Here is a 26,736-nt window from a genome sequence, read left to right as displayed (position 1 = left end):
GCGGGTGCGGGACTGGGCCGCGATCCGGCTCGCGTCTCAGCCGGGCTCCGGACCGACCCGATAGTGATAGCGGTACAGTTCGCGCTCGAAGCCGAGGGCGCGGTAGAGCGCCCGCGCCGGCGTGTTCGCCGCGACGACCTGCAGGCAGGCCGCCCGGGCGCCCTCCGCCCTCCCCCAGCGCAGCAGCGCGGCCACGGCGCGCCGGGCATGGCCGCGGCCGCGCAGGGGTTCGGGGGTGGCCACCGCCTCGATGACCAGACAACCACCGTCGAGCACCCCGAAGGCGATCGCGCCGATCCCGCCCTCGGCCAAGGCCGCCGCGAAGGCCCGCGGCAGGGACAGGGCGGCGACGGTGTCGCGGAAGACTTGCGCGGCTGCGGCGTCCGCGTGGTTCACGGCATCGCGCACCGCCAGCCAGTCCTCACCGGGGACGGCGGCGACCGTCGCTGCCGGCTCAGGCACCGCCGGCAGGTCATCGAGCGCGCGGAGCAGCGTGCAGGTCTCGTCCACGACGGCGAAGTCCGCGTGGGACAGGAGCGGCTCCATCTGCGGGGCGATCGCCGGAATCCGGAAGATCGCGCGCCGCCCCAGACGCTCGTAGATGGCGCGCGCGGCCTCGATGGCCGGTCCGGGCGCGCCGCTCCCCCGCATGGGGGTCACGGAATTCTGCCGCTTCGAACGCCCGCCCGCGGCGCGCAGCAGGTAGCCGTGGATCAGGAGTTCGCGCGGGCTCGGCCAGGCGTTGAGGCAGGCTTCTTCCACGCGCCAAGCCTGTTCAAGATCCGTCACCACGGTCTCCTCCGTATGCCCTGATCGCACGCCGTCCCGGCTTGACCGTTCGGTCCGGGGCAAAACGTCGGCCATGCGGCGTCGCGTACGCTTGAAGCACTCTGGCCCCGCGCGATGTCTCCGCAATGTCCGAACCTGAAGTCCTGTTCTGCCTTCACTTCCTGGGGGGCAGCGCCCGAAGCTGGGAGCCTTTGGCGCGTGCCCTCGCGGGGACGCCGCTGACATGTGTGCCGGTCGACTTGCCGGGCTTCGGCGATGCCGCCGGCACGCCGGGCTATTCCGTCGCCGCGATGGCCGATCACGTGGCCGCGATGGCCGATCACGTGGCCGAAGCCATCCGCGCGCGGGCTCCGGCCCGGTTCGGGATCGCCGGTCACAGCATGGGGGCCAAGGTCGCCTTGGCCTTGGCGCGCCGGGCCGAGGATGGCGAAGCGGGCCTGACCGGCCTCACCGATCTCATCCTGGTCTCCGGCTCGCCGCCGAGCCCGGAGCCGATCCCGGAGGACCGGCGCGCCAAAATGCTCGCCTGGATCGACGCGGATCCCGAGACGCGGCGGCGCGAGGCTCAGGCCTTCGTACGCGCGAATGTCGGCGACCGGCTGGACCCTGAGACCGAGGAACGGGCGGTAGCCGACGTCCTGCGGGCCGCGCCGGCCGCCTGGAAGGCTTGGCTCGAGGCGGGCGCCAACGAGGATTGGTGCCGCCGCGTCGGCGTCCTGCGCACCCCGGCGCTGATTCTGGCCGGATCCGAGGACGCCGACCTCGGACCGGACGCGCAGCAGGCCCTGACGGCGCCCCACCTCGCACATCATCGCCTCGTGACGGTCGACGGCGTCGGCCATCTCCTGCCGCTGGAGCGGCCGGCCGCCCTGGCCGACGGGCTGCGCGCCCATTTCGACGACCGGCCCCGCCGACCGGTTGAGGCGGCCCCGACGGTGGCGCCGGACTACGCGGCGCTGATCGCCTCCGAGCGGGTCAACGGCCGCCTGCGCCAGGCGCTCGCGGAGCGCGCCGCGCCGGACGACCCCGCCTATCGACCGGTGGCCCTCGACCCTGTGGAACTCGCGATCCTGCGGGCCGCCCTCGCCCGGGTGATGCCGGTGCCGCATCTCGATCTCGCAGCCCGCCTCGATCGGCGGCTGGCGTCCGGCGCCGGCGACGGCTGGCGCTTCTCGGCCCTGCCGCCGGACGCGGACGCCTACCGCGCCGCCCTGCGCACCCTGGATGCCGCAGCCCGGGCCGCGCAGGGCCGCCCGTTCACAACCCTCGACGCGCCACGGCAGGACGCGCTGCTCACCCTCTGCCAGCGTGGGGATCTGACGGTCCCGGACGCCCTCGAAGGCCGGCTCGACGGCGACCGGATGCGGTTCTGGTTCGAGGATCTCCGCGCCGACGCGGTGCGGCTCTGGCTCGGCCACCCGGCGGCGCTGGCCCGGATCGGCTTCTCGGGCATCGGTGCCGGCGGCGACCGGCCGGGAGAAATCGCCGACGGCCTGCCGGGCTTCCACGCGGTCGGGCTCGACGCGCCGGAACCCTGGGAGCCCCAAGCGCTGCAGACGGAGGCAGGACGATGAATCTCGCGGGCATGCGGACCTACCGCGCGGACGACGTCGTCGATGCGGTCGTGGTGGGGACTGGCGCGGGCGGCGCGCCGCTCCTCGCGCGCCTCGCCGCCGCGGGCCTCAGGGTCGTGGCTCTGGAGGCCGGACCGAACTTCACGCCGGAGCGCTTCGCCTTCGACGAGACGCTGGCGGACGAGATCTACTGGACCGAGGAGCGGCTGAGCGGCGGCGCGACCCCGGAGGCCTTCGGGGCGAATAACAGCGGCACGGGTGTCGGCGGCTCGACGCTTCACTGGGGCGCCTTCGTGCCCCGGGCCGATACCCGCGACCTGAGGCTCCACACGGAGACCGGCGAAGGCGTCGACTGGCCGCTGACCTACGACGACCTGCTTCCGTTCTACGAGCGGGTGGAGCGGTTTCTCGGCGTGTCGGGCGCGCCGAGCTATCCGTGGGATGCCGGCCGGCGCTATCCCCTGCCCCCGGTCCCGCGGAATGGCCCGGCCGACATCATGGCGCGGGCCTGCGAGGCCCGCGGCATCCGGTGGGCGGACGCGCCCGCCGCCGTGGTCTCCCAGGATTTCCAGTCCGAGGACGGACCCCGCCGCAACGCCTGCATCAATTGCGGCTTCTGCCACCAGGGCTGCCGCACGGGCGCCAAGGCGAGCATGGACGTGACCTACCTGCCGTACGCGGTGGCCCACGGTGCCGAGATCCGGGCCGAGGCCTTCGTCCACGGCCTGGAGCGCGCTGCCGACGGCCGGGTCACCGGCGTGGTCTACCGCCAGGATGGCGAGGATCGCCGGCAGCGGTGCGGCGCCGTTTTCCTCTGTGCCGGGGCCGTCGAGACTCCGCGCCTGCTGCTCAATCTCGGGCTCGCCAATTCCAGCGGCCAGATCGGGCGCAACTACATGGGGCACGTGGCGACCCAGGTCTGGGGCACCTTCGACAACGAGGTCCGGATGAACCGGGGCTATCCGTCCTCGCTGATCACCGAGGATTTCATCCGCGCCGGCGCCGACTTCGCCGGCGGTTACCTCATCCAGAGCCTCGGCGTGGTGCCGGTGACCTTCGGCAATGCGGTGGCGCGGGGGCGCGGCCTGTGGGGGAAGCCGCTCCTCGACTACCTCGATCGCTACAACCGCCTCGCCGGCATCGGCATCAACGGCGAGACCCTGCCCTGCGACGCCAACGTGCTGACACTCGCCGACGAGACCGACGCGCACGGGATGCGCAAGGCCCATATCAGCTTCGGCTACGGCACCAACGAGGACCGCCTGAACGCGCATGCCACGAAGGTCATGCGCGGGCTCTGGGAGGAGGCGGGGGCCGAGGACATCTGGGTGCTGGAGCGCGTCGCCCACACGCTCGGGACCTGCCGGATGGGCCGCGACGGGTCGAGCGCCGTCGTCGATCCGCACGGCCGCAGCTTCGACATCGACAACCTGTGGATCTGCGACGGCTCGACCTTCCCGAGTTCGCTCGCGGCGAACCCGGCGCTGACCATCATGGCGCTCAGCCTGCGCAGTGCGGAGGCGTTCCTGGCCGGTCGGGCCTGAGGATGCCTCAGCCCGAAGCGGCGCGCAGGTCCGCGAGCCCGTGCCGCTGCCGGCCCTCCCCGTCGAAATTCGACGGGTCCAGCCATGCGGCGAAGCCGGCGCGGACCCGCGGCCACTCCGCGGCGGTGATCGAGAACCACGCCGTGTCGCGGGAGCGGCCCTTCACCACGACGGCGTTGCGGAAGATGCCCTCGAAGGTGAAGCCCAGCCGCAATGCCGCCGCCCGGGACGGAGCGTTGAGGCTGTCGCACTTCCACTCGTAGCGCCGGTAGCCGAGTTCGTCGAAGGCCCGGGTCATCATCAGCGCCATCGCCTCCGTGGCGGCGGGCGAGCGCTGCAGGCGCGGCCCGAAATGGAGATGGCCGACCTCGATCACGCCGTTACCCGGATCGATCCGGAGATACGAGGCGATCCCGAGCGCGTCGCCGCGCGCGGGATCGAGGATCGCGTAGAACAGCGGATCCTCGCTTGTCTGCTGGGTTTCCAGCCGCGCCCGGTAGGCCGCCGCGCTCTTTGGCATCTCGTCGCCGAGGTAGGTCCAGCCGCGCGTGTCGGGGGCAGCGCTGTAGGTCTCGAACAGGGCCTCGCCATGGGCGGCGGCGTCGAGCGGGACGAGCCGGCAGGTGCGGCCCTCCATCGGCGTCCGCGGCGGGCGCGGACGCGGGCTCCAGTCCGGCAGCGCCGGGCCGATGGGTTGGCCGAAGGCGTTGAGGCGCGCGCTCACAGGCCGCTCCGCTCGGCGACCAGCCCGGCGAGACCCGCCTCGCCCTCGGCGCGCAACCCCGCGATGACCCCGTGTCGGTCGGCCTCGGGCCTGTTCTGGCTCATCTTCCACTTCCCCTCGATCCGCGTGATCGGAATCTCGATGCCGATGATTCCCCGGACCTGGGCGGCCACGAAGGGCTCCGGCGCGTCGGCCACCGCCCACGGCTCGGCCCGCGGCAATTCGCGCAGGGCGGTGAGGTCGGCGACCTGGCGCCCGAGCCACTCCACATCCTCGATCACCTGCGGCCGGCCCCAGGCATGGACGGTGGCGTAGTTCCAGGTCGGGACGACGCGGCCGTGCTCGCGCTTGCTCGCGTACCAGCTCGGGGTGACGTAGCCCTGCGGCCCCTGGAACACGATCAGGCATTCCTCCACCGCAGCGAGATCCAGGCCCTGCGGGTTGGCGCGGGCGATATGCGCCCGCAGCACGCCGTGCGGCCCGGCCTCATCCAGCAGGAACGGGATCGGGTTCGCCGTCAGGCCGCCCGAGCCGGCCGTGATCAGCAGGCCGAGGGGATAGGCGCGGATCAGCGCGTGCTGAGCGGCGCGCGAATCGTCCCGGAAGTGAGGCGGCTGGTACATGGGTCCGTCCTGCGGCGGTGATGCCCACGCGTGCTTGACCGTTCGGCGGTCCAGGCAAAAGGTCCAATTCTCGAACTGCGACTGGACCAGTTTGCGCCATGTCCCGAAGCCCCCTGCCGCTGACGCTGGCCTTGGATGCCGCTGCCTCGACGCCGCTGCACGCACAGCTCCGGGAGGCCCTGCGCGCCGCGATCCTCGACCGCCGCCTGCCGCGCGGGGCCCGGCTTCCGGCCTCGCGGGTCCTGGCGGCCGATCTCGGCTGCGCGCGCGGAACCGTGGTCCTGGCGCTGGAGCAGCTGACCGCCGAGGGCTACCTGACGGCGCGGCCGGGCTCGGCGACGCGCGTCGCCGCGACCCTTCCCGACGACGCGCTTCCCGCGCCAAGCCCGATTCGGCGACCGGGCGCCGAGCCGGCCCCGAACCTGTCGCGCCGCGGTGCCCGCCTCGTCTCCGCTCCGGCACGGCGCTACTTGGCGGGGCCGGGCGTGCCCGACGCCTTCGCCCTCGGCCGGCCTGCGCAGGACGCCTTCCCGTTCGAGGTCTGGGCTCGCCTGCTCCAGGCCGAGTGGCGCCACGGTCCGACGGAGAAGCCCGACCCGCGCGGATCGCCGGCCCTGCGCGGCGCCATCGCCGCCTATCTGGCACAGGCCCGCGGCGTCGCCTGCGAGCCCGAGGACGTCATCGTCACGGCGGGCATCCGCCAGAGCCTGCGCCTGCTCGCCGAGCTGCTGCTCGATCCCGGCGAGACCGCCCTGGTCGAGGAGCCGGGTTTCCCCGGCATCGCGCAGGCCCTCGCCAGCGCCGGCCTGCGCCCGGTGCCCGTCCCGGTCGGTCCCGGCGGCCTGTCGGTGGCCCTGGCCGCCGCGCCGGCGGCGGAGGCGCGGCTCGCGGTGGTGACGCCGGCCCACCATTACCCCCTCGGGTACGCCATGAGCCTGGAGAACCGCCTCGACCTCCTGGCCTGGGCCGAGGCGGTCTCGGGCTGGATCGTCGAGGACGACTACGACGGAGCCTATCGCTATGCCGGGCGTCCGCTGGCGCCCCTGCGCGCCCTCGATCGCGGTGGACGGGTGATCTATGTCGGCAGCTTCTCCAAGCTGCTGCTCCCCGCACTGGGCTTGAGCTATCTCGTGCTGCCGCGCGGGCTCGTGGCGCCGGTGAATCAGGCCCTCGCGGAGACGGGGCCCGCCCCGCCCGGGATCGGTCAGTGGGCGCTGGCCCGGTTCATCGAGGACGGACACCTCGCCGGCCATCTCCGCCGGACGCGACGCCTCTACGCCCTGCGCCAGGAGGCGCTGATCGAGGCCGCGCGCCGCCATGCCGGGGATGTCGCCGCAATCGCCCCCATGGAGGGCGGGATGCACGTCATCGCCCGGCCGGGGCCAGCCTGGGGCGCAGCCCTCACCGACGTGGCTGCCGCAGCCGCACTCGGCCGGGCGGGAATCTCCGCGGTCGCGCTCTCGGCCTATCATGCCGGGCCGGCGGAGCCGGGCTTGCTGCTCGGCTATGCCGCTGTGCCGGAGCGGGCGATCGACCCGGCCGTGCTGCGCCTGGCGGAGACCCTGCGCGCCGTCCCGATCACTCCGGTCGCGGTGTCAGCGTGACGACGGTGCGCCCCTGGGCGGCCCGCACGTCCAGGCTCCGCAGGGCCTTCATCCGGACAGTCGCGCCGCGGTCCGGTGCGACGCGCACGATGCGTTCCCCGTCGATGCGCAGGCTGAAGGCGGTCTCCCCCGTGACCCGCAGCAGCCTTGCGCCCCGGAAGGGCGCGAGGGTCACAGGCGTCCAGCCGGCCTGAGCCGTGATCCGGACCGGCGCGGGACGCCCCGTCCGCCTGCCCTGCGCGAGCCACGCGAGCGCGCCGATGGTGAAGAGCGCCAGCACGACCCGGCGGGGCCGCGGCACGCGGCGGTCGATGCAATGGAGGCGCTGGGGGAAGCAGGGCTTCCGGGGTGGACGGCGCCGTCGCGCGCGCCGGTCGGTCCAATTCCGGTGACGGCACCAGCAGGACGTGGACCGCGGGGACGGGCCCGTCATCCGGGCCAGAACGCGGCGGCTCCTGGGCGGCGCCGCAGAAGGGGCAGAACTGGACGGCGATGTAGTGCCCGCGCCCGCAGGTGGTGCAATGGCGGTCCGGCGACAGAGGGGCTGCGGTCACGGTCGGAGTGCCGTCAGTGCACGATCGCGCCCGTTTCCATGAACCGGGCCAGGCGCACGATCAGCGGGGCGACCATCACCCGGTCGAGCTGCGGCAGCAATCCGGTTCGGGCATGGGCGACATTGGCTTCAGCCTGCTCCCGGGCCAGACGATGCCAGCGCGCCCGGTCGCCCCGACACGTCGCCCAGGCCCGCTCGATCGACCGGAACACGAGCGGCAGGCGCTCGGCCGGTTCGGCCGCGAAATCGTACTGGTGGTCGATCAGGCCGCCGAAGGTCTGGAAGCCGAGTTCGGACAGCCGCTCGACGGCGCGCGGCGCGCCCACCATCACGAAGGGCAGGCCCGTCGCCGCCGCCTTGATGGATTTCTCGGTGATGCGCTCGACACCCAGCTCGAAGAAGTCGGTCTCCGAGATGACGGTCAGGTCGCACTCCGCGTAGGCGCCGGTGTCGAGGGTCATGACCATGTCGGTGCCCTGATCGGCATCGATCCGCCGCGCCCGGCGCGGGATCCAGCTGCCGACATCGGCGAGCAGGGGGCCGAAAGCCGCCTCGATCTCAGGCGGAGCGTGGAAGACGTTGATGCCGCCCGCCTTCGGGTTGTCCTCGCCGATGCCGTGGAAGGAGATCAGCCCGTCCCTGTCCAGCCCGTTGAGCTGGAACCACCGGTAGAGCAGCACCCGGTGCCAGCGCAAAGCCGCGTTCTGGCAGAGGAAGCGGGCCGGGCCGGAGGCGCGGGCGAAGGGCGTGTAGCCGGTGCGATCGAGGGCATGCTGGGGGAAGAGCCTCGGACCCGCCTCGGCGTCCAGCCAGAGGGCAACCTGGAGCGGGAAGAACTCGAAGGTCCAGAACCGCAGGCCCTCGCCGTAGAGCCGCTCGTAATCGAGCCGCAGCAGCCGGTTCTGCGTGACCAGGATCACCCGATCGCGCGGGATGTCGAGCCCCGCGAGGTTGCGGTGAAGCGCCTCGAAGGTCGGCGCGTGCAGGCCCGGCCCCTCGTTGGAGAGATCGAGGAGGAGCGCGGCGCGCCCGGCGCGGAGGTTCTCGGCGTCTCCCGGTTCGAGGAGGTCGAGGCGGCCGTTCGCCTCCGGAAAGCCGAGGCGCACGAAATCGAGGACGGGGAGGCAGAGGACGTGATTCGCCGTGCCGGGCTGGGCCGTGACGGTGATCCGCTTGCCCAGCCAGCCGAGGGCCGCCGTCAGGAAGTGCCCGGCCTCGCCCCGGGGAACGAGCAGGATCTCGGACGAGACTGGCTCGGAGAGGACTTGGCTCATCGTGATGCCCGCGCGGCCGGATCGGACGCGGTCCGCCACCGCGGGACCGCGCCGAGCCGGATAAAGCCTCGGCGCGGGGGCGTCGAGGTCAGGCCGGGACCGGCTCGGCGGCGCGCACGGGCGTCGGGCCGGCCCGGTAGGCCGCCGAGGCCTCCTCGGTCCGCCAGCAGGCGACGCGGTGGCCGGGAGCGATCTCGGCGACCGGCGGCATCTCCCGGCGGCAGCGCTCCTCGGCCAGGAAGCAGCGCGGCGCGAAGGGGCAGCCCGGCGGGCGGTTCGCGAGGTCGGGCGGGCTGCCCGGGATGGTCTCGAGCCGAGAGCCCTTGGCCAGCGCCCCTTCCGCCCGGCTGCGCAGAAGGCCGATCGTGTAGGGGTGGTGCGGGTCCAGGACCACCTGATGCGCGGTGCCGGTCTCGACGATCTTGCCGGCGTACATCACGGCAATCCGGTCGGCGACCTCCACGGCCGCGCCGAGATCGTGGGTGACGATGATGATCGACAGGCCGAGGTCGCGCTGGAGCTCGCGCAGGAGCAGCAGCACCTGGATCTGCACCGTGGCGTCCAGCGCCGTGGTCGGCTCGTCGGCGAGCAGCACCTGCGGCCGGCAGGCCAGCGCCAGCGCGATCATCGCTCTCTGGCGCATGCCGCCCGACATCTCGTGCGGGTAGTTGTCGAGCCGCCGCTCCGGGCTCGGGATCCGCACCCGCTCGAACAGGGCGAGCGCCCGCTTCCGGGCTTCGTCCTTGGAGATCGTTTCGTGGCGCAGGATCGCCTCGGTGATCTGCCGGCCCACGGTGTAGACCGGGTCGAAGGCGAGCAACGGCTCCTGGAAGATCATTGAGACGTCGCCGCCGCGGAAATCGGCGAGCTGACGCTTGGTGAGCGCCTGTACGTCCCTGTCGGCGGCCAGGATCCGGCCCTCGATGCGGCTGCGCCCTTCCGGGAACAGGCGAAGGATCGCGCGGAGCGTGACGCTCTTGCCGGAACCGGATTCGCCGATCAGCGCCATCGCCTGACCGCGCTCCACGGTGAGGTCGACGCCGTCGACCACCTGAACCTTGCCGAAGGCGACGCGCAGGTCCTTGAGGACGACTGCGGGTTCTGAGGAAGAGATCGGCGTGCTCATCGGCGTGCTCATGGGCATGCTCATGCGGCGAGCGCGTCTGCGCGGGCCGCGGAATGGCCCGATCCGGGCTGACGGGCGAGGCAGGCGACACGGTGCAGGGGCCGGATCGCGTCGAGGGGCGGTTCCTTCTGGCTGCACACGCCCTCCGCCAGGGCGCAGCGCGGGTGGAAGCGGCAGCCCGGGGGCGGGTCGATCGGGTTCGGCGGGTCGCCGGCCAGCAACGCGGCCTGGGTGCGGTTGTCGGGATCGAGCGACGGCATCGAGGCGAGCAGCGCCTCGGTGTAGGGATGCGCCGGCGCGTCGAGCACCGTGTCGGACGGCCCGATCTCCGCAACCCGGCCGAGATACATCACCATCACCCGGTCGGAGATGAAGCGCACGACGTTCAGGTCGTGGCTGATGAAGATGTAGGTCAGGCCGAACTCGGCCTTGAGGTCGAGGAGCAGGTTCAGGACCTGCGCCTCCACGGACTTGTCGAGCGCCGAGACCGCCTCGTCGAGCAGCACGAGCCGCGGCTCCAGGGCGAGGGAGCGGGCGATGTTGACCCGCTGGCGCTGGCCGCCGGAGATCTCGTGCGGGTAGCGCCCGGCGAAGCGTTTCGGCTCCAGGCCGACCCGGGCGAGCAGCGCGCGGGCGCGCTCCACCGCCTCCCGGCCGGGCACGCCGTTCACCTTCGGGCCGAAGGCGATCGACTGCTCCACGGTCATGCGCGGATTGAGCGAGGCGTAGCTGTCCTGGAAGACCATCTGGACCTGACGGCGGTAGGCCCGCCACGGCATGGTGCGCTCGCCGATGGCCTGACCGTCGTACAACATCTGGCCGGAATCGCGCTCGATCAGGCCCATCAGCAGCTTGGCGGTGGTCGACTTGCCGCAGCCGGATTCGCCGACGATGCCCAGCGTCTCGCCCTTGAGCACGTCGAAGTCGACGCCGTCGACGGCGCGGACCACCTGCTTCTTTCCGCCGGCCTTGCGGACCGGGAAGTGTTTGATGAGGCCCGAGACCGACAGGAGCGGCTGGGCGGGTCCGCCGCGGTCGCGGGCGAACGGGTCGGGTGCGTCCGGGATGACGCTCACTGGCGAATCTCCATGGCGGACCGGAGCCCGTCCGAGAACAGGTTGAAGGCGATCGAGACGATGAAGATGCAGACGCCCGGGAGGGCGGCCACGACCGGGTTGACGTAGATCGCGGTGCGCAGGGTGTTCAGCATCAGGCCCCATTCGGGCTCGGGCGGGCGCACGCCGAGGCCGAGGAACGACAGGCCGGAGGCCAGGATCATCGAGACCGAGATCAGGCTGGTCGCGTAGACGAAGATCGGCCCGACGACGTTGCCCAGCACCTGCACGCGCATGATCGTCAGGGCCGAGGCGCCCGACAGCTTGGCGGCGTCGATGTAATCGCGCTTGCGGATGCCCGTGGTGACGCTCTCCGCCACCCGGGCGATCTGGGGCACGAAAACGCAGGTCAGCGAGACGATCGAGTTGAAGATGCCGGCGCCGAGCGCCCCGGACAGCGCGATCGCGAGGAGCACGGACGGAAACGCGAAGAAGACGTCGATGGTGCGCATCAGGATCGTGTTGGTCCAGCCTCCGACATAGCCCGCTAGGATGCCGATGCCGGAGCCGATCACGAAGGCGATCAGCACCGGGGTGACGCCGATGAACAGCGACAGCCGCGAGCCCAGCATCAGCCGGCTGATCATGTCGCGGCCGAGCTCGTCCGAGCCCAGCCAGTAGGTGGCGTCGCCGACATGCTTCAGGCGGCGCAGCATGGAGCCCTTGTAGGGATCCATCGGGGTGATCCATGGCGAGAGGATCGCGATGAGCACGACGATCAGGATCACGGCGCCGGCGCCCATGGCGACGGGGTCGCGCACCAGACGGTGGCCGACATGGCCCCAGAAGCCCCGCGACGGGGCGAAGGCGGCCTCCGGCCCGTGGGTCACGTCCTCGGCGGCAAGCACGCCGCCGTCGAGGGCCACGGAGGCCGCGGTGACGGGAGCAGTCATCATCGGGCTCCGGGTCAGGCGCGCTCGATGCGCGGGTCGAGGGCGGTCTGCATCACGTCCACCAGCAGGTTGAGGGCCACGAAGAACATCGCCAGCACGAGGATCGAGCCCTGCAGTAGGGGCAGGTCCCGCTGGAAGATCGCGGCGTTGAGGAGGAAGCCGGTGCCCGGCCACGCGAACACGGTCTCGACCAGGATCGAGCCGCCCAGCAGGTAGCCGAGCTGCAGGCCCATGATGGCCAGCGCCGTCGGGGCGGCGTTGCGCACGACATGCCGGAACACGCCGCGCTCATCCATGCCCTTGGCGCGCAGGGCCTCGACGAAGTCCTGGGACAGGATGTCGGCCACCAGTGCCCGGACCGTGCGGGCGATGATCCCCATCGGGATCACCGACATCGTGATCGCCGGCAGGATCAGGTAGCGCAGGTGCTCGAAGTCGGGCCGCCAGTTGCCGGAGCCGTCGGGCCCGGCGCCGGTGGGCGGCAGCCAGCCGAGATTGGCCGAGAACACGATCACCAGGACCATGCCGAGCCAGTAATGCGGCACGCTCACGCCGAAGACCGAGACGGCGGAGGCGGCCCGGTCGGCCAGCGAGTTGCGGTGGTAGCCCGCCACGAAGCCGAACAGGGTGCCGAAGGTGAACCCGATCACGGTCGCCACGGAGGCGAGGATCAGCGAGTTCACCACGGCGCGGCTGACCTCGCCGAGCACCGGCCGGCCCGTGGCGATGGAGGTGCCGAGATCGCCGTGCAGCACGTGCCACAGCCAGATCAGGTACTGGACCGGCAGGGGCTTATCGAACCCGTAGGCGGCCCGCATCTCGTCGATGGTCGCCTGGGTGGCGTCGGCGGGCAGGACCGCGCTCAGGGGATCGCCCGGCGCGAGATGGACGAGGAGGAAGCAGACGACGCTGACCCCGAACGCCACGGGCGTCACGTAGACCAGCCGTTTGAGGATGTAGAGCAGCATTATTCGCCTTTTGGCCCACCGATATTTTGTCGCCGTCCGGTCGCCCCCGCCGTGGAGAGCCTTCGAAGATCACGCTTCGGTCCTTGCGAGGCGCGACAATCCCCCCTCTCCCGTGCGGGAGAGGGTTGGGGTGAGGGATCAGGTCCCTCCGGAGAGGTCGCACCCCGCACCCTGTCCCTCTCCCGCATGGGAGAGGGAGCTCGCCCCTCCAGAAAACCCGCTCCGTGCCTCCGATAGCTCGCAGGCACGACGGCGGCGCTACCGCCCCGCCGTCGCCATCGTAATCTTCGAGAAGTCCTGGAACCAGTTCTGCGCCTGGACGAAGCCCTTGACCTTGGGGCTCATCGCCCGCGGATTGACGTCGTGCGTGATCATGATGAACAGCGCGTCGTCGACATACTTCTCGTGGATCTTTTCCAGGACCTTGGTCTGCTCGGCCTTGTCGAAGGTGTTGCGGACCTGATCGAACAGCTTGTCCATCGCAGGGTCGCAATAATAGCCCCAGTTCGTGCCGTTCGGCGGGGCGAAGTTGCACTGCAGATGGCGGATGAAGCCGGTGAACGGATCCTGGATGAAGTACGAGTAGTTGATCGCCGAGACGCCGCGGGAGATGTCGGCCTTGGCGCCGGCCCGCCAGATGTTGATGAGCGTGTTCCACTCGACCACCTCGTAATCGACTTGGATGCCCACGTCGGCGAGGTTCTGCTGGACGAATTCGTTCATCGGCAGCGGCTGCATCTGGCCCGAGCCCGAGGCCGAGATCGCCACCTTCAGCTTCAGCGGCTTCGCGGGGCTGTAGCCGGCTTCGGCGAGCAGCTTCTTGGCGGCGTCGGGGTCATATTTCACATCGAAGGTCGGATGGCCGAACCATTGATGGCCGGGCGGCATGAAGCCCTTGGCGGGGATCGCGAGGCCGCCGAGCAGTTCCTTCAGACCGTCGCGATCGATGGCGAGATTTGCCGCCTTGCGCACGCGGATGTCGTTCCAGGGCGAGCCCTCGACGCGCGAGAGGTGCCACGTCCAGTTATGCGGGTAGGCGTTGGTGACGACGGTGAAGCCGGCGCTCTTCAGCGACGCCACCGAGTCCGGAGCGGGCGCCTCGATCCAGTCCACCTGACCGGAGCGGAGCGCTGCGGTCCGGGCATTGGCCTCCGGCAGCGGGATCAGCACGAGCTTGTCGAGCTTCGGGACGCGGTTCGCGTCCCAGTATTCCTTGAACGGCACCATCTCGGCGCGCTCGCGCGGGGCGAACAGGGTCAGCTTCCACGGACCGGTGCCCGAGGGCTGCTTGGCGAAGGCGTCCCAGGACTTGCCGAGCTTCTCCCATTGGGCGGGCGAGGACATCATGATCCAGGCGATCTGGTAGGGCAGCGTCGCGTCGGGGGCCTTGGTGGTGATCTCGACGGTCAGCGGGTCGACCACCCGGTAGCTCGCCACCGCCGGGATGCGGGTCTTGCCCTGGGCGGATTGGCGCGGGTCGTATTGCGGCGCGTCGGCCTTCAGGAGCTTGTCGAGGTTCCAGACCACCGCGTCGGCGGTGAAGTCCGAGCCGTCGTGGAATTTCACGCCCGGCCGGAGCTTGAAGGTCCACTTGGTCTTGTCGGTGGCGTCGACGCCCCAGCTGGTGGCGAGGCCCGGCACGAGGTCGGAGGCCAGTTCGGCGCTCGACAGGTCCCAATTGATCAGGCCGTCATAGACCGTGTAGCCCATGAACCGCATGCCCTCGCCGCCATTGTCGGTCTGGCCGGTGGTGAGAGGGATGTCGGAGGCGGTCATGCCGATCCGCAGCGTTCCCTGCGCGAGGGCAGCGGTGCTCGCGGAGAGCGCCAGGGCGCCGGCCAGCGCCGCACGGGCGCCGAGTTTTCTCAGACGGGACAGCATCTTGCGTCGGGTGCTCACGTTGGCCCGAGCCTGAGGGCCCGGGATACGCTCGACCTTATGCAAGCCTGCGGCCAGACGGATCGTCCTGCATGCAGGGAGCGTGTCGTGGCTATTGCGCGTCGATCAGGCTCACATGGGCGGCGACCACCCGCCAGCCTTCGGGGAAGCGCGCCCAGGTTTGGCTCTGGCGGCCGATCTTGCCCGGCGCGCTGGCGCGGGCGAACAGCGTCATCGCGGTGGCGAAGTCGCGCCCGTAGGTGGTGATCTGCGTCTGCGCCAGGGTGCGCTCCAGGCCCACCGGCGAGCGGGCCCGGCGGAAGGCGCGGATCGCGTCCATGCCGTAGAGATTCTCGCCGATGCCGTAGCGGATGGTCAGCGGATCGTCCCGGAACAGGGCCTCGAGGGTCGGGACGTCGTTGGTCGTCAGTGCCGTCTCGTAGGCCCGGAACGCGGCCTCGACCTCGGCTTTCACGGCGGGATCGTCGATGATCATCAGGCAAGCTCCGCGATCGGCGCCGTGCTGACGCCGGTTCGTTCGAGGTGACGCGCCACGCGCAGGACGAGATCCTCGCGCCAGGGCGCGGCGATCACCTGGACCCCCAGGGGCAATCCGGCGTCCAGCCGGATCGGTGCCGCCACCACCGGCAGGCCGATGAACGAGATCGGCTGCGTGAACACGCCGATATTGGCACGCACCGGCAGCGTGACGCCGTCGAGGACGAAGTGCGTCTGTCCGCCCTTCGGCGCCCGGCAGGGCGTGGCCGGGGCCAGGATCACGTCGACGGTCTCGAACAGCTCCAGCACCCGCGCCCGGTACCAGCGGCGGAACCGCTGCGCCCGCTCCACATGGGGGGCCGGGATCATGGCCCCGGCGATCAACCGGTCCCGCACCGCCGGATCGAAATCCTGCGGGCGCGTCCGCAGGCGGTCGAGGTGCAGCGTCGCGCCCTCCGCGGCGGTGATCAGGTAGGCGGCCGCGCGGGCGCGGTGCGCTTCCGGCAACTCGACCGTGCCGCGCGCACCCAGGACCTCGGCGGCGCGCGCAACCGCCGCGAAGGCGTCCGGGTCGCCGCCGCGCGCGAAATGGCCGCCAGCCACCGCGATGCGCAGGCCATCGATCCCCGCATCGAGATGCGGAAGGACCGGCTCCGCCGGCCGGAGCGTCGCCACCGGATCGTCCGGATCGGGGCCCTGCATCACGTCGTAGGCGAGCGCGAGGTCGGTCACGCTCCGGGCCAGGGGCCCGAGATGATCGAGGCTCCCCACGAAAGGGAAGCTGCCCGCGCGGGTCAGCCGGCCGTAGGTCGGCTTGAGGCCGAAGCAGCCGCAGAAGGCGGCGGGGACGCGGATCGATCCGTTGGTGTCCGAGCCCAGCGTCAGGGGCACCATGCCGGCGGCGAGGGCCGCGCCTGAGCCGCCGGACGAGCCGCCGGTCATGTGATCGAGGGCGTGCGGATTGTGGGCGTCGCCGTCGTGGACGTTCTCGCCTGTGAAGTCGTAGGCGTATTCGCCCATGTTGAGGGCGCCCACGAGGATGGCTCCCGCCGCCTCCAGGCGCCGCACCAGGGCACCGTCCCGCTCGGCCGGAGGCCGCTTGCGATTGATCTTCGATCCGGCGCGGGTGGGCAGGCCCGCGATGTCGATCAGGTTCTTCACCGCGAACGGCACGCCGGTCAGCGGTCCCGGCTTCGCTCCGCCACTCAGCGCGGCATCCTGGGCGTCGGCCTTGGCCAGGGCGCGGGCAGCCACCACGTCGGTGAAGGCGCCGATCCGGCCGTCCAGCCGCCCGATCCGGTCCAGAGCCGCCGTGACGACCTGCCGTGCGGTGGTGTGGCCGTCGGTGATGGCCGCGGCGACCGCGACGGCCGTCGAAAGCTCGTATGCGCTCACGCTTCGAACCTCGGCGCCGCATCGATCTCGTCGGCGAGGGGTAACGCCTCCACCAACGCGGCCGCCGCGGCCAGGACACGGAGATTGGCCGTGATCGGCCCCATCCAGGCGGGATCGAGCGGGAGGCCGAGCAGCGCTGCCGTGACGGCGGCATAGCTCTCGGGATCGAAGGGCGGGCAGGTCTCGGGCATCGCTGCTTTCGGTGTGATGTCGATTCAGGCAGGTCTCGGGGGGGAAGCAGGCCTTGTGCCGCGCAGGCCGCGACAGATCTGCCGATCGGCATCCGATTGTGCCTAAATTTTGAGCATATCGACGAACGCGACGCGGCATCCGCGGGCGGCGCGGTCAGTTGCCCGCGCTTTGGGCGTCGCGTCGTAAGCAGGACCGGGATCTGGCGAGCCCGGCCTCCGGTCGAGGTGGCTTCGGTGGCCGTTGCACGTGTCCGGCTAGCCAAGACCTCCTATAGACTGCCGATTTTGCAGGTCTGCTTTGCGATCGAAGAATGCTCTGCCCGGAAGCAAGACCGCGCATGTATAGCCTGAGGCCGCATCGTCCGGGCCCGGCTGTCCATGTGTCGGTGGATTGCGAACGTTCAATCCTTGTTCTCAGCGCGCACGCGACCTACCTACATCATGCACAGTCAGACCTGCAGGACGACGGGAGCCGCACGCGGGCGTGCCGACCTTGCGGCTCAGCCCTCGGCTTGAGGTTTTTCCGCATCGCCGGACGAAACTCTTACAGAGACGGCGTGGATTGTCGCTTTGTCGCCCGCCTGCGCAGGTTCCGACGATTGCATCGTACGGGGAGCTCTGGTTAAGGGCTCTGCGATCTTCGAAACAATGGTCCGACCCGAGCGTTCTGACGCACGCCGAGCGTTCGGGTCGGACCATCGGTACAGCCGATGGATCGGTGCGGTTCCGGGGCGCGGGGATGGCGTTGGAACCGGCAGACTCCGTACGTGCCCGGCCCCGCCGGATGTCCCCGCGACACGCGAGACGTACCCAACTGAGAAAGGTCAGATGAGCGCATTCGACTACAGGAATTTCGACGACCGTCGTCAGAACTCCCAGAACGCCAAGGCCGCCTTGCTGGCCAAGTTCAAGGCCCGGCCGCCGGCCGATGATCCGGAGGTGATCGCCAAGGCGAAGGCCCGCGCGGAGATCGCCAAGGCCCGCGAGGAGCGTTCCCGCGAGCGTGAGGCGGCCCGGATCGCTGCCGAGCGGCAGGCCGCCGAAGAGAAGCGTCAGCGGGAGGAGGCGGAACTCGCCGCCCAACTCGCCCGCGAGGCCGCCGAGTTGGCCGCGGCGCAGGAGCGCAAGTCGGCCGAACTGGCTGCCAAGAAGGCCCAGCGCGATGCGCGCTACGCGGCCCGCAAGGCAAAGGTCAAGACCAAGCGCTGAACGCGCACCGACGGCTCCTTCACGCCACGGAAACCGAAGACGTCCGCCCGCCAGGCGGGCGTCTTCGCGTTTTGGGGCATGCCCGCTCGGCAACCGCTGCGTGTGCCCGCGCGTTGGGGCCGGTCGAACCCGCGACGTCCTCGCTCGGCGGGCGCAGCCGAGGTCGCGATGCAATCCTGGACGAAACTGGCCCTCATCGTCGGCGCTCTGCCGATCCTCCTCGCCGCCGAACAGGCCCACGCGCAGGATTCGGAGACGGTGACCGCCTGCGAGACGCTGATCTCCGCACGCCGGATCGATGCTGCCGCGGGTGCCGAGCGTCAAGCGCTTGGGGAGACCGGTTGCCGCCGCATCCCGCGCAGCGCCATCGGCGCCGTCGAGCAACGGGCCTTGATCGGCGGGGCGCCTTACGAGTGCATGAGTGTTGCCGATGCGGGGCGGTGTCTCTGGGTTGTCCCGTAAGCCGGGCACGCCCGCGTTTTTCGGTCAGGCCAGCACTCTGGCGAAGCTTCACGGCTCAGCAAGACGCGCTATTTCTCACGTCTTGAGCGTGTGAGCCCTGAACATCAGTATGCCGCGTATCCTCGAAAGCACCCGCGTGTCGATGTTCGCCGCGGTCTGGATCGCATCGGCGCTGAGCTGTGGAACGGCCCGCGCAGAGCCTCCGATTCGGAGCCCCGAGGATGCGGCATGCCGCCTTGAGGCCCGCGCCAAGGTGTTCTCCACGCCGAACCCTCAGGGTTTGGAACTCGAGGAGATCGGGCGGCGAATCTATTTCGCCTGCATGAAGCGCGTCGCACAGGTGACCGCGCCGGCGGCCCGGCGCGGTGGTCGGCGGCATCGCAGCCGACGCCGCTGAGCGGCGGCGGCGCTGTCAGGCGTCGAGCGGCGCGCCGATCCGCGCGCGGAGGCGGAGACGCAGGGCTTCGTTGCCACCTTCGGCATCGAGCGCGGCCATCAGGCGCAGCAAATGGCTGAGCGGGGTCGAACGACACGCGACGGCGTCGGCGATCTGCTCCGGCAGGGACTTGGCGGCCGGAACGTAGCGCGGTGCCGGGCCGGCCTGATGAGTCTGGGGCATGCGAGGCGCTCGTCCTTCGAAAGAGTCCAGATTGGCGGGCGGGTCGCTACGCCTTTCGATCGACGGACACCAGCCCCTTTCGCGCGATTACGTAGCCGGCATCAGTCTCCGTCACCGTGGGGCAACAGCGCGGCGGTAAAGTGTGGACGACTCGGGCTGAGAGTCCGAATCGGCTTGCCCGATCGCGATTTCAGGTGCCGGCCAGCGGCGAGGACGCGAACCCGGCGAGCAGGTCCTGGGGATCTCGATAGATCGCCACGCAGCCCGCAGCGGTCAGATCCGCTTCCGGGAAGCCGCCGCAGAGTAGGCCGATCGTGGGCAGTCCCGCCTTTGCAGCGGCCTCGGCATCGTAGGGCGTGTCGCCGACGACGTGCGCCGCGTCCGGCGCCACGCCGTCGAGCTTCCGCAAGGCGGCCTGGAAGATGTCAGGATGCGGCTTCGAGCGGTCGGCATCGTCCGCACTGGTGGCGACGTCCACGAGATCGCCGATCCCGAGGATCTCGGTGTAGCGATCCACCTCGGTACGCTTGCCGGACGAGGCCAGGGCGATGGTCAGGCCGGCCTCGTGGATGCGCTCGAACAGCGGGCGGACACCGGGGAAGGGCCGCACATCCGGCAGGTAGCGCCGCTTGAACAGGTCCGAGCGGTACGCCTCGATCGCTTCGCCCTCGCGCCTGATCCGCTCTTGCGACAGGAAGACGGGCATCAACTCGTCGCCGCCCTTGCCGATCTGTCGCCGCACTTCCGCCGGGTCGGTCGTCACCCCGAAATGCGCGAAGGCCTCCACCCAGGCCCGGGCATGCAGATCGACGCTGTCGAGCAGCGTTCCGTCGATGTCGAAAATCGCCGCGCGCATCGCGAGCCCCCTCGCGGTGCCCGGCGCCCGCGTTCGGCCGGACAACCGGGCCGGGGCCAGCCTGTTCCTTGAGACCGGACCCGCGGACCCGGATGCTGGAACGACGGAAGCCCGCCTCCCCTCGGGAAGCGGGCTCCTGAAACGTCATCGGCGCGGCGGCGCCGGCCCGTCAGTGCATCGAGGCTGCGGTCCGGGCAGGCTTCGCCTTGGCGGCGAGGCCGGCGGTCACCGCCGCCTTGGACGCGCGAACGGTCTTCGGGGCCACCGGCTTCGCGGCGGCCTTCACGGCCGCGGGCTTGGCAGCGGTCGGCTTGGCGGCGGTCGGCTTAGCGGAGGCCGACTTCGTGGTCGCAGGCTTGGCGTCCGCAGACTTGGCGGCCGCAGACTTGGCGGCCGCGGGCTTGGCCGAAGCGGTCTTCGCAGCGGCGGCCTTGATGGCCTTCGGAGCTTCGACCGTCTTGGAGGCGACGCCGGCCGCCAGCATCGCGTTGGCGCGCAGCTCGGCTTCTGCGCGGATCCAGTGGGCGGCCGCATGGCCGTGAATCCGGCCCTCGTTCTCCCAGATGTAGTAGGCGCATTCGCGCACCTGGTGCTCGCTGATCAGCATGCAGTCGATCTCCTGTCCGTCCCGGGATCGACGATGGGAGAGCCGGGTTAAGCGTCGGTTAACCCTGCCCGCCGGGGCCGGGAGCCGGACGCGGCCCCCCTCCGAGCGAACGTGCCCGCGGCCTATTCGGCGATCCCGAGCACCCGCCGCGCCTCGGTCAGGAGCACCGCGTGGCGAGCCGCACCGGGTCCCTGATCCGGCGCCTCGCGTCCGGCCCGGGCGATCATCTCCTGGAACCGGCGCCGGTCGAGGGCGCGCTGGCCGATGCTCGCGAGGACGGCCGACAGCACGGTCCGGACCGCCTCGGTGCGCTCGTCGGCCATCGCCACGGCTTCGGCCGACGCGGTGTTCTCCCGCGCCGCGTCCTGCTCGGTGGCCGCCTTCGTGCGCGCCTCCGCGTCTTCGAGCGCGGCCGCCAGGCGCCGCCCGTCCTGCCAGGCCTGGTCGTGCTGATGGGTGCGCAACGCCAGCAGCACCTTGAGCGATGCCGCCTCCGTCCGCGCGGCTTCCAGCTTGATCTGTGTCTCGCGCAGATCCTTCAGCAATTCCTGCGCGAGGGTCTGGTCCGCGGTCACGTCCACTGCCGGCTCCTCTGGCATCCCGATTCCGCCCGTCCTGTCGCGCCGCTGCAGGAATGTCCACTCTCGTCGACGGGCGCGGACGCCACGACCGGTTGAGAAAATCCGCTTGCCGGTCCACATGGAAGGCGGTGCCTCGCGGCGCCTGTCCCGGCCGGCCTTGAACCGGCGCAGCGGAGTGATCCCACCATGTTCATCCAGACCGAAGCCACGCCGAACCCGGCCACCCTGAAGTTTCTGCCCGGCCGTGTCGTCCTTCCGGAATCGACCTTCGAGGCGCGGGATCCCGAGGCCGCCGCCCGCTCGCCCCTGGCTGCGGCGCTGTTCACCGTCCCGGGTGTGGCGGGCGTCTATTTCGGGCACGACTTCATCTCCGTGACCAAGGCCGAGGACGGCTCGGAGTGGGCGCTGGTGAAGCCGGCGGTGCTCGGTGCGATCATGGAGCACTTCCAGTCCGGCGTGCCCGTGATGGCCGAGGGCAGCCACGGCGAGATCGAGCCCAGCGACGAGTTCTACGACGAGGCCGACCACGACACCGTCGTGACCATCAAGGACCTGCTCGAGACCCGGGTGCGCCCGGCGGTGGCGGGCGACGGCGGCGACATCACCTTCCGCGGCTACAAGGAGGGCGTGGTCTACTTGGAAATGAAGGGCGCCTGCTCGGGCTGTCCGTCCTCCACGGCGACCCTGCGGCACGGCGTGCAGAACCTGTTCCGGCACTTCCTGCCGGAGATCCGCGAAGTCCAGGCGATCTGAAGATCCGTTTCCGCGGTATAGCTCGAGGATCCTGCCGGCCGGCATCGCCCACGAGCTTTCCCATGGCCGTCGACTCTGCGTCTCAAGCGGGTGACGCGCGTCGTCGCCGGCACCATAGGGCGTGATCCGTGCCGCCGCCGCGCGCCGAGCGAGAAGGCGTGCGGCCTTGGTGCGGCCTCGGGGTCTCCCAGTGTGCAGGCCGAGCGGCGCAAGCCGGCAACACTCGACCGCCGAAGAGCCGGCTCGGTCTCCCCCGCCGCTGACGAAGCGGCGGTTTTGCTCTAACGCTTGAGACTCTTCGCGTCCGTCGTGACGCAGGAGGAAGCGGCCGGTTCGGACCGTCCTGTGGGAGTGAGCGTGCGTATCCTGGCCATCGACACAGCGCTGGACACCTGCGCCGCCTGCGTCATGGCGGAGGAATCCGAGGCGCCCCTCGCCGCCGAGGCGCTGCCGATGGCGCGCGGCCACGCGGAATCGCTGCTGCCGCTGATCGAGCGGGTAATCGCCCGGGTCGAGGGCGGATTTGAGGCGATCGACCGCGTCGCCGTGACGGTCGGGCCGGGCAGCTACACCGGGCTGCGGGTCGGCCTGTCGGCGGCCCGGGCCATCGGACTCGCCACCGGAAAGCCGGTCGTCGGCGTCGGCACCCTCTCGGCTCTCCTCGCTCCCCTCCTGGCGGAGACCGTCGAGGGCACGATCGCGGCGGTGATCGATGCCCGCCACGGCGCCGTCTTCGTCCAGGCCCTCGGTCCCGGCGACGGCCTCGCCCCCGCGCACCTCGCCGTCGAGGCGGCGGCCGAGCAGCTGGGTTCCGGCCCGGTGGTGCTCACGGGCTCCGGTGCACCGATGCTGGCCACGGCGCTCGCCGAACGCGGCGTAGCGGCGCGCGTCGCCAACGTATCCGGCCCTGATATCGCGTCGGTAGCCTCCCTCGGTCTCGTCGCAGACCCGGCGCAGGCGCTGGCACGGCCTCTCTACCTGCGCGGGCCGGATGCCCGGCCGCAGGATCATGCGCGGATCGCACGGCGATGACCCGCCCGCTGCCTTTCTGGCCCTTCGACTGGTGGTTCGCGTGGTGGGACGCGCTGACCCCGGAGCCTTACGTCGCCCCGCTCCGCGACGCGGCGCAGGCCCCTGCCCTCGCCCGGCTCCACGCGACCGCCTTCGCGCGCCCCTGGGAGGCCCACGAATTCGAGCGCATGCTCTGCGAGCGTTCGACCCAGGCGCACGCCCTGTGGCGTGCGGGCACGCTCCACGGCTTCGTGCTCTCGCGCCGGGCGGCCGACGAGGCCGAGATCCTGACGGTGGTCCTGTCCCCGGCGCTGCGCGGCGGCGGCCACAGCCGCAAGCTGCTCCGCGAGCACCTGTCGAGCCTCGCCCTCGCCGGGGTTGCCCGGGTGCATCTGGAGGTCGACGAGGGCAACGCCCCCGCCCTGCGGCTCTACGCGCGCCATGGCTTCCGACAGGTGGGCTCGCGCACGGGCTACTATCTCAAGGCCGATGGCAGCCGGGCGACTGCGCTGACGATGAGCGCCGATCTGTGACGCCGTGAGCCGCCTCGGTATCGCTTGGCGCGTCGCGGCTCTCGGCCTCGCCTTCGCGGTGCTGGGGCCTCCGCACTGGATCGCCCTGCGGCTGCTGCGTCGCCGCGCGGCCCTGGCGCCGGTCCTGTTCCACCGCGTTTTCCTGCGCCTGTTCGGCGTGCGGGTCATGCAGAGCGGAACACCCCCTGATCCCGGCGAGGCGGCCCTGGTGCTCGCCAATCACGTCTCGTGGCTGGATATCATCGCGGTGGGCTCGCTGCGGCCGCTCTCCTTCGTGGCGAAGTCCGAGATCGCCGGCTGGCCGCTGATCGGCGCCCTCGCGGGGCTGCAGCGGACGATCTACATCGACCGGCAGCGGCGCGGGGCAACCGCCACCGTCAGCACCGCCATGGGTCATCGGCTGGCCGAAGGGGAGCTCGTCGTTCTGTTCGCGGAGGGGACCACCGGCGACGGAACCCGGCTCCTGCCGTTCCGCTCCTCCCTGGTCGGCGCAGCCCGGGCGGCATTGCAAGCCGAGGCCGGGCGCGGCCGGGTGCGCCTCCAGCCGCTGGCCATCACCTATCCCCGTCGCAACGGCCTGCCGGTGACGCGGGCCGAGCGCGCCGAGATCGCCTGGTACGGGGACATGGAGTTGGCCCCCCACCTCGCCGCCTTCGTGCAGGGCGGCCCCATCGACGTGCACGTCGTCTGGGGGGCGCCGATCGTCTTCGAGGCGACAACCGACCGGAAGGCCGCCACGGCCGCCGCGGAGGCCGAGGTGCGCGCGGCCCTGCGGGGCATCGGCGCGGGCGGCGACGGGGCCGCGCCCGCGCCGAATGTCCGGCCAGCGGCCAGCGACCGCGGCCTCCAGGGTCAGGAGATTGCGACGGTCTGAGCGGAGCCGTTCGACCGCGGGCTCGGCAGGTGGTCCCCGGCGCCGCGGTCGTGGTTAGCGCGGTTCGAGACGCGCGACGGATCTGCCGATCCCGGCCGGTCTCCGCCGCGCGTCTGCCGTGCTCTACCGCTTCGGTGCGTCACTCCGGCTCATCGGACCCTTGTCCATGGCATCGGTCTTTCCCATGGGAGCCGACTTTTCCATGGCTCCCTTATGCATGGAGTCCTTGGCCATGCTGTCCTTGGCCATGGAATTCTTGCTCATCGCATCCTTGTTCATGGTCTCCGCTACGGCCGGAGCCGCGGCCAGCGCGGCGGCGAAGAAGGCGGCGGAGAGCTGTAACCCGTTGCGCATGTCGAAACCTCGCGAACTGTGCTGATCATGCAGCACATCCGGACGTTCGGCCGTCTTCGGCCCGCGGTTACGGGGCTGCAGAAAACGTTCGTCGGGCGAGTGTGTTAGCGCCCGAACAGGCCCGTTCCGGCGTCGGACCCGCGCGGACGTCAGGCGGGATGCGAGATCTTGGGGCCTCAGATCTCCGAAGCTCCAGAGGCACGACCCCGGAATACATGATGCAGCGCATTGAGCGGGTCGAACCCGTCTGCTAGCTAGGCCGCAACCCGGAACAGTCGGGATTTGTGGAGGACGCCCGTTGCAAACCTGGAATCAGGTTTACGATCCGTTCGGGAGCGCTTGGCTCTCGACGCTCGCCGCTTCAGTGCCGGTCATCGCACTGCTCGCCATGATCGCCAGCGGGCGCGTGAAGGCCCATATTGCGGCCGTCATCGCCCTCGGCCTCGCCATGCTGGTGGCCATCGTCGGCTTCGGCATGCCGACCGATCTCGCCAGCCGGGCGGCCATCCTCGGGATGGTCACGGGCTTCTTCCCGATCGGCTGGATCATCCTCAACGTCATCTTCCTCTACCGGCTGACGGTGGAGAAGGGCTGGTTCGCGATCCTGCAGCAATCGGTGGCTGGCATCACGGCCGACCGGCGCCTGCAGCTCTTGCTGGTGGCCTTCGCGTTCGGCGCCTTTTTCGAGGGCGCGGGCGGCTTCGGCACCCCGGTCGCCGTCACCGGCGCGATCCTGATCGGCCTCGGCTTCTCGCCGCTCGCCGCTTCGGGCCTGTCGCTCATCGCCAACACCGCGCCGGTGGCCTTCGGGGCGCTCGGCGCGCCGATCCAGGGACTCGCCTCGGTGACCGGCTACCCGCCGGAGATCCTCGGCGCGATGATCGGCCGGCAGCTGCCGCTGTTCTCGCTGATCGTGCCGTTCTGGCTGATCTGGGTGTTCGCGGGCTTCCGCGGCATGATCCGGGTGTGGCCGCCGATCCTGGTCTGCGGCGCCTCCTTCGCGGTCGCGCAGTTCCTGATCTCGAACTACGTCAATCCCTGGATCGTCGATATCGGCGCCTCGATCGCCTCGATGCTGGCCCTGGTTCTGTTCCTGAAGGTCTGGCAGCCCCGCGAGATCTGGACGTCGCCGGCGCTGCGCGGGCACGATCCGTCGCTCGCCGTGGCCGGCCCGCGCCCCGTGGCGCTCGGCGCCGGCGTGCCCGGCACGCCCCCGGTCCATATCGGCGCACGCACGGCGTCCCAGGGCGATATCCTCTGGGCCTGGGTGCCGTGGGTCATCCTGTCCGTGGTCGTCGCCATCTGGGGAACCGGCTGGTTCAAGGGCATCGTCAACCCGATCTTCACCTGGAAGTACGAGGTGCCGGGCCTGCACAACGTGATCATGAAGGTGCCCCCGGTGGTGGCCAAGCCGGTGCCCGAGGGCGCGGTCTTCCTGTTCACCTACATGTCCTACACCGGCACGGGCGTGCTGATCGCCGCGATCATCTCCGGCCTGATCATGCGGTTCTCGCCGGTGCGCCTCGTGACGGCGTATTTCGAGACCATCTGGGCCTTGCGGTACTCGCTGATCACGATCTCGGCGATGCTCGCGCTCGGCGTCCTCACCCGCTACGCGGGCGTCGATGCGACCCTCGGCCTCGCCTTCGCCGGAACCGGCATCCTCTACCCGTTCTTCGGGACGCTCCTCGGCTGGCTCGGCGTGGCGCTCACCGGGTCGGACACGGCCTCGAACGTGCTGTTCGGCGGCCTCCAGAGGATCACGGCCGAGCAGCTCGGCCTGTCCGGCGTGCTGATGGCGGCGGCGAACTCGTCCGGCGGCGTCATGGGCAAGATGATCGACGCCCAGTCGATCGTCGTCGCCTCCACGGCCACGGGCTATTTCGGCCAGGAAGGCAAGATCCTGCGCTTCGTGTTCTGGCACTCGATCGCGCTCGCCTGCCTGGTCGGCCTGTTCGTGATGCTGCAGGCCTACGTGCCCTTCTTCCAGCAGATGGTCATCGACCTGCCCGCCGCCGCGCCGGCGGCCCACTGAGGCCGGCGGAGGAATCCTCCGCCGCACCGTTGCACCGGCCGCCTTCGGGCGGCCGGTCGTGTTTTGGCGCCGCGACGGGCCGCGCGATCCGTG

29 protein-coding genes are annotated in these 26,736 nt (G+C 70.9%); 11 read left to right on the top strand and 18 right to left on the bottom strand.

Annotated features, from left to right (window positions below; translation table 11 throughout):
* Positions 1-36: 36 nt before the first annotated feature.
* The gene (locus tag MCBMB27_RS00910; protein ID WP_075379652.1) at positions 37-789 is read right to left on the bottom strand and encodes a GNAT family N-acetyltransferase; all 753 of its coding nucleotides are present in this window, start codon (positions 787-789) and stop codon (positions 37-39) included.
* 125 nt (positions 790-914) lie between these two features.
* On the opposite strand from MCBMB27_RS00910, the gene MCBMB27_RS00905 reads away from it, so the two are divergent.
* Positions 915-2,363, top strand: a complete 1,449-nt coding sequence (locus tag MCBMB27_RS00905) for an alpha/beta hydrolase (protein ID WP_075379651.1) — start codon at positions 915-917, stop codon at positions 2,361-2,363.
* A complete protein-coding gene (locus MCBMB27_RS00900) occupies positions 2,360-3,907 on the top strand; it encodes a GMC family oxidoreductase (protein ID WP_075379650.1) in 1,548 nt (515 codons plus the stop codon). The genes MCBMB27_RS00905 and MCBMB27_RS00900 overlap by 4 nt, the downstream gene beginning before the upstream one ends.
* Positions 3,908-3,914: 7 nt before the next feature.
* Here the strand turns inward: MCBMB27_RS00900 and MCBMB27_RS00895 are convergent, their stop codons facing one another.
* Both MCBMB27_RS00895 and MCBMB27_RS00890 read right to left on the bottom strand, forming a co-directional pair.
* A complete protein-coding gene (locus MCBMB27_RS00895; protein WP_075379649.1) occupies positions 3,915-4,631 on the bottom strand; it encodes a GNAT family N-acetyltransferase in 717 nt (238 codons plus the stop codon).
* Positions 4,628-5,254, bottom strand: coding sequence for an FMN-binding negative transcriptional regulator (locus MCBMB27_RS00890; RefSeq protein ID WP_053609969.1), 627 nt, complete (start codon positions 5,252-5,254; stop codon positions 4,628-4,630). The genes MCBMB27_RS00895 and MCBMB27_RS00890 overlap by 4 nt, the downstream gene beginning before the upstream one ends.
* A 98-nt stretch (positions 5,255-5,352) precedes the next feature.
* On the opposite strand from MCBMB27_RS00890, the gene pdxR reads away from it, so the two are divergent.
* Entirely contained in the window at positions 5,353-6,858 is a 1,506-nt protein-coding gene (gene pdxR / locus MCBMB27_RS00885) for a MocR-like pyridoxine biosynthesis transcription factor PdxR (protein WP_075379648.1), read from the top strand.
* Here pdxR and MCBMB27_RS00880 read toward each other — a convergent pair.
* The 10 genes from MCBMB27_RS00880 to MCBMB27_RS00835 form a co-directional block, all read right to left on the bottom strand.
* On the bottom strand, positions 6,833-7,159 hold the full coding sequence (locus MCBMB27_RS00880; RefSeq protein WP_075379647.1) for a hypothetical protein: 327 nt from the start codon (positions 7,157-7,159) through the stop codon (positions 6,833-6,835). The genes pdxR and MCBMB27_RS00880 overlap by 26 nt on opposite strands.
* Before the next feature lie 266 nt (positions 7,160-7,425).
* On the bottom strand, positions 7,426-8,685 hold the full coding sequence (locus MCBMB27_RS00875; protein WP_075381844.1) for a hypothetical protein: 1,260 nt from the start codon (positions 8,683-8,685) through the stop codon (positions 7,426-7,428).
* A gap of 88 nt (positions 8,686-8,773) precedes the next feature.
* A complete protein-coding gene (locus MCBMB27_RS00870) occupies positions 8,774-9,823 on the bottom strand; it encodes an ABC transporter ATP-binding protein (protein ID WP_418287721.1) in 1,050 nt (349 codons plus the stop codon).
* Between the two features lie 8 nt (positions 9,824-9,831).
* The gene (locus MCBMB27_RS00865) at positions 9,832-10,887 is read right to left on the bottom strand and encodes an ABC transporter ATP-binding protein (protein ID WP_075379646.1); all 1,056 of its coding nucleotides are present in this window, start codon (positions 10,885-10,887) and stop codon (positions 9,832-9,834) included.
* Positions 10,884-11,819, bottom strand: coding sequence for an ABC transporter permease (locus tag MCBMB27_RS00860; RefSeq protein ID WP_043351394.1), 936 nt, complete (start codon positions 11,817-11,819; stop codon positions 10,884-10,886). Before MCBMB27_RS00860 ends, MCBMB27_RS00865 begins: the two co-directional genes overlap by 4 nt.
* Before the next feature lie 14 nt (positions 11,820-11,833).
* A complete protein-coding gene (locus MCBMB27_RS00855; protein ID WP_043383901.1) occupies positions 11,834-12,787 on the bottom strand; it encodes an ABC transporter permease in 954 nt (317 codons plus the stop codon).
* 258 nt (positions 12,788-13,045) lie between these two features.
* Positions 13,046-14,668 carry an ABC transporter substrate-binding protein gene (locus tag MCBMB27_RS00850; RefSeq protein ID WP_053609973.1) on the bottom strand — a complete coding sequence of 541 codons (1,623 nt, stop codon included), beginning with the start codon at positions 14,666-14,668 and terminating at the stop codon, positions 13,046-13,048.
* A 109-nt stretch (positions 14,669-14,777) separates the two neighbouring features.
* Complete coding sequence (gene hpxZ, locus MCBMB27_RS00845) at positions 14,778-15,161, bottom strand: oxalurate catabolism protein HpxZ (protein ID WP_043351400.1); 384 nt, start codon at positions 15,159-15,161, stop codon at positions 14,778-14,780.
* Positions 15,161-16,558, bottom strand: a complete 1,398-nt coding sequence (locus tag MCBMB27_RS00840) for an AtzE family amidohydrolase (protein ID WP_075379645.1) — start codon at positions 16,556-16,558, stop codon at positions 15,161-15,163. The genes hpxZ and MCBMB27_RS00840 overlap by 1 nt, the downstream gene beginning before the upstream one ends.
* Positions 16,555-16,749, bottom strand: a complete 195-nt coding sequence (locus MCBMB27_RS00835; RefSeq protein ID WP_075379644.1) for an AtzG-like protein — start codon at positions 16,747-16,749, stop codon at positions 16,555-16,557. Before MCBMB27_RS00835 ends, MCBMB27_RS00840 begins: the two co-directional genes overlap by 4 nt.
* An 828-nt stretch (positions 16,750-17,577) precedes the next feature.
* Here MCBMB27_RS00835 and MCBMB27_RS00830 point away from each other — a divergent pair.
* The 3 genes from MCBMB27_RS00830 (at position 17,578) to MCBMB27_RS00820 (ending at position 18,817) form a co-directional block, all read left to right on the top strand.
* A complete protein-coding gene (locus MCBMB27_RS00830) occupies positions 17,578-17,958 on the top strand; it encodes a DUF6481 family protein (protein WP_043351405.1) in 381 nt (126 codons plus the stop codon).
* Between the two features lie 168 nt (positions 17,959-18,126).
* On the top strand, positions 18,127-18,420 hold the full coding sequence (locus MCBMB27_RS00825) for a hypothetical protein (protein ID WP_053609975.1): 294 nt from the start codon (positions 18,127-18,129) through the stop codon (positions 18,418-18,420).
* A 109-nt stretch (positions 18,421-18,529) separates the two neighbouring features.
* A complete protein-coding gene (locus MCBMB27_RS00820; RefSeq protein WP_043383910.1) occupies positions 18,530-18,817 on the top strand; it encodes a hypothetical protein in 288 nt (95 codons plus the stop codon).
* Between the two features lie 15 nt (positions 18,818-18,832).
* On the opposite strand, the gene MCBMB27_RS00815 is transcribed toward MCBMB27_RS00820, so the two are convergent.
* From MCBMB27_RS00815 to MCBMB27_RS00800, 4 genes are all read right to left on the bottom strand, one after another.
* Entirely contained in the window at positions 18,833-19,039 is a 207-nt protein-coding gene (locus MCBMB27_RS00815) for a hypothetical protein (RefSeq protein ID WP_043351410.1), read from the bottom strand.
* Positions 19,040-19,229: 190 nt separating this feature from the next.
* Positions 19,230-19,895 carry an HAD family hydrolase gene (locus tag MCBMB27_RS00810; protein ID WP_053609976.1) on the bottom strand — a complete coding sequence of 222 codons (666 nt, stop codon included), beginning with the start codon at positions 19,893-19,895 and terminating at the stop codon, positions 19,230-19,232.
* A gap of 169 nt (positions 19,896-20,064) precedes the next feature.
* Complete coding sequence (locus MCBMB27_RS00805) at positions 20,065-20,502, bottom strand: DUF2934 domain-containing protein (protein WP_075379643.1); 438 nt, start codon at positions 20,500-20,502, stop codon at positions 20,065-20,067.
* Between the two features lie 122 nt (positions 20,503-20,624).
* Positions 20,625-21,083: an atp-dependent helicase gene (locus tag MCBMB27_RS00800; RefSeq protein WP_335633064.1), complete on the bottom strand. Its 459-nt coding sequence runs from the start codon at positions 21,081-21,083 to the stop codon at positions 20,625-20,627.
* A gap of 186 nt (positions 21,084-21,269) precedes the next feature.
* Between MCBMB27_RS00800 and MCBMB27_RS00795 the strand changes: the two genes are divergently transcribed.
* The 4 genes from MCBMB27_RS00795 (at position 21,270) to MCBMB27_RS00780 (ending at position 24,254) form a co-directional block, all read left to right on the top strand.
* A complete protein-coding gene (locus MCBMB27_RS00795; protein ID WP_075379642.1) occupies positions 21,270-21,836 on the top strand; it encodes a NifU family protein in 567 nt (188 codons plus the stop codon).
* 357 nt (positions 21,837-22,193) lie between these two features.
* Positions 22,194-22,868: a tRNA (adenosine(37)-N6)-threonylcarbamoyltransferase complex dimerization subunit type 1 TsaB gene (tsaB, locus tag MCBMB27_RS00790; RefSeq protein WP_075381842.1), complete on the top strand. Its 675-nt coding sequence runs from the start codon at positions 22,194-22,196 to the stop codon at positions 22,866-22,868.
* Entirely contained in the window at positions 22,865-23,380 is a 516-nt protein-coding gene (locus MCBMB27_RS00785; RefSeq protein ID WP_043345740.1) for a GNAT family N-acetyltransferase, read from the top strand. Before tsaB ends, MCBMB27_RS00785 begins: the two co-directional genes overlap by 4 nt.
* A 4-nt stretch (positions 23,381-23,384) precedes the next feature.
* Positions 23,385-24,254: a lysophospholipid acyltransferase family protein gene (locus MCBMB27_RS00780; RefSeq protein WP_075379641.1), complete on the top strand. Its 870-nt coding sequence runs from the start codon at positions 23,385-23,387 to the stop codon at positions 24,252-24,254.
* A gap of 123 nt (positions 24,255-24,377) precedes the next feature.
* On the opposite strand, the gene MCBMB27_RS00775 is transcribed toward MCBMB27_RS00780, so the two are convergent.
* Positions 24,378-24,644, bottom strand: coding sequence for a pentapeptide MXKDX repeat protein (locus MCBMB27_RS00775; protein WP_236952859.1), 267 nt, complete (start codon positions 24,642-24,644; stop codon positions 24,378-24,380).
* A gap of 262 nt (positions 24,645-24,906) precedes the next feature.
* Here MCBMB27_RS00775 and MCBMB27_RS00770 point away from each other — a divergent pair, with 262 nt between their 5' ends.
* Positions 24,907-26,643 (top strand): L-lactate permease, encoded by a 1,737-nt coding sequence (locus MCBMB27_RS00770; RefSeq protein WP_075379639.1) that lies wholly within the window; start codon positions 24,907-24,909, stop codon positions 26,641-26,643.
* Positions 26,644-26,736 lie beyond the last annotated feature (93 nt).

Source organism: Methylobacterium phyllosphaerae (assembly GCF_001936175.1).
Lineage (GTDB): Bacteria > Pseudomonadota > Alphaproteobacteria > Rhizobiales > Beijerinckiaceae > Methylobacterium > Methylobacterium fujisawaense.
This window is presented reverse-complemented; position numbering and strand designations above follow the sequence as displayed.

Excerpts from the sequence above, each read along its gene's own strand:
- MCBMB27_RS00815 (WP_043351410.1), bottom strand. The coding sequence starts at position 19,039 with ATGCCCCAGACTCATCAGGCCGGCCCGGCACCGCGCTACGTTCCGGCC.
- MCBMB27_RS00805 (WP_075379643.1), bottom strand. The coding sequence starts at position 20,502 with ATGCTGATCAGCGAGCACCAGGTGCGCGAATGCGCCTACTACATCTGG.
- pdxR (WP_075379648.1), top strand. The coding sequence starts at position 5,353 with ATGTCCCGAAGCCCCCTGCCGCTGACGCTGGCCTTGGATGCCGCTGCC.
- MCBMB27_RS00855 (WP_043383901.1), bottom strand. The coding sequence starts at position 12,787 with ATGCTGCTCTACATCCTCAAACGGCTGGTCTACGTGACGCCCGTGGCG.
- MCBMB27_RS00860 (WP_043351394.1), bottom strand. The coding sequence starts at position 11,819 with ATGACTGCTCCCGTCACCGCGGCCTCCGTGGCCCTCGACGGCGGCGTG.
- MCBMB27_RS00875 (WP_075381844.1), bottom strand. The coding sequence starts at position 8,685 with ATGAGCCAAGTCCTCTCCGAGCCAGTCTCGTCCGAGATCCTGCTCGTT.
- MCBMB27_RS00900 (WP_075379650.1), top strand. The coding sequence starts at position 2,360 with ATGAATCTCGCGGGCATGCGGACCTACCGCGCGGACGACGTCGTCGAT.
- MCBMB27_RS00890 (WP_053609969.1), bottom strand. The coding sequence starts at position 5,254 with ATGTACCAGCCGCCTCACTTCCGGGACGATTCGCGCGCCGCTCAGCAC.
- MCBMB27_RS00810 (WP_053609976.1), bottom strand. The coding sequence starts at position 19,895 with ATGCGCGCGGCGATTTTCGACATCGACGGAACGCTGCTCGACAGCGTC.
- MCBMB27_RS00795 (WP_075379642.1), top strand. The coding sequence starts at position 21,270 with ATGTTCATCCAGACCGAAGCCACGCCGAACCCGGCCACCCTGAAGTTT.
- MCBMB27_RS00870 (WP_418287721.1), bottom strand. The coding sequence starts at position 9,823 with ATGAGCACGCCGATGAGCACGCCGATCTCTTCCTCAGAACCCGCAGTC.
- MCBMB27_RS00820 (WP_043383910.1), top strand. The coding sequence starts at position 18,530 with ATGCCGCGTATCCTCGAAAGCACCCGCGTGTCGATGTTCGCCGCGGTC.
- MCBMB27_RS00835 (WP_075379644.1), bottom strand. The coding sequence starts at position 16,749 with ATGCCCGAGACCTGCCCGCCCTTCGATCCCGAGAGCTATGCCGCCGTC.
- MCBMB27_RS00785 (WP_043345740.1), top strand. The coding sequence starts at position 22,865 with ATGACCCGCCCGCTGCCTTTCTGGCCCTTCGACTGGTGGTTCGCGTGG.
- MCBMB27_RS00905 (WP_075379651.1), top strand. The coding sequence starts at position 915 with ATGTCCGAACCTGAAGTCCTGTTCTGCCTTCACTTCCTGGGGGGCAGC.
- hpxZ (WP_043351400.1), bottom strand. The coding sequence starts at position 15,161 with ATGATCATCGACGATCCCGCCGTGAAAGCCGAGGTCGAGGCCGCGTTC.
- MCBMB27_RS00830 (WP_043351405.1), top strand. The coding sequence starts at position 17,578 with ATGAGCGCATTCGACTACAGGAATTTCGACGACCGTCGTCAGAACTCC.
- MCBMB27_RS00850 (WP_053609973.1), bottom strand. The coding sequence starts at position 14,668 with ATGCTGTCCCGTCTGAGAAAACTCGGCGCCCGTGCGGCGCTGGCCGGC.
- MCBMB27_RS00825 (WP_053609975.1), top strand. The coding sequence starts at position 18,127 with ATGCAATCCTGGACGAAACTGGCCCTCATCGTCGGCGCTCTGCCGATC.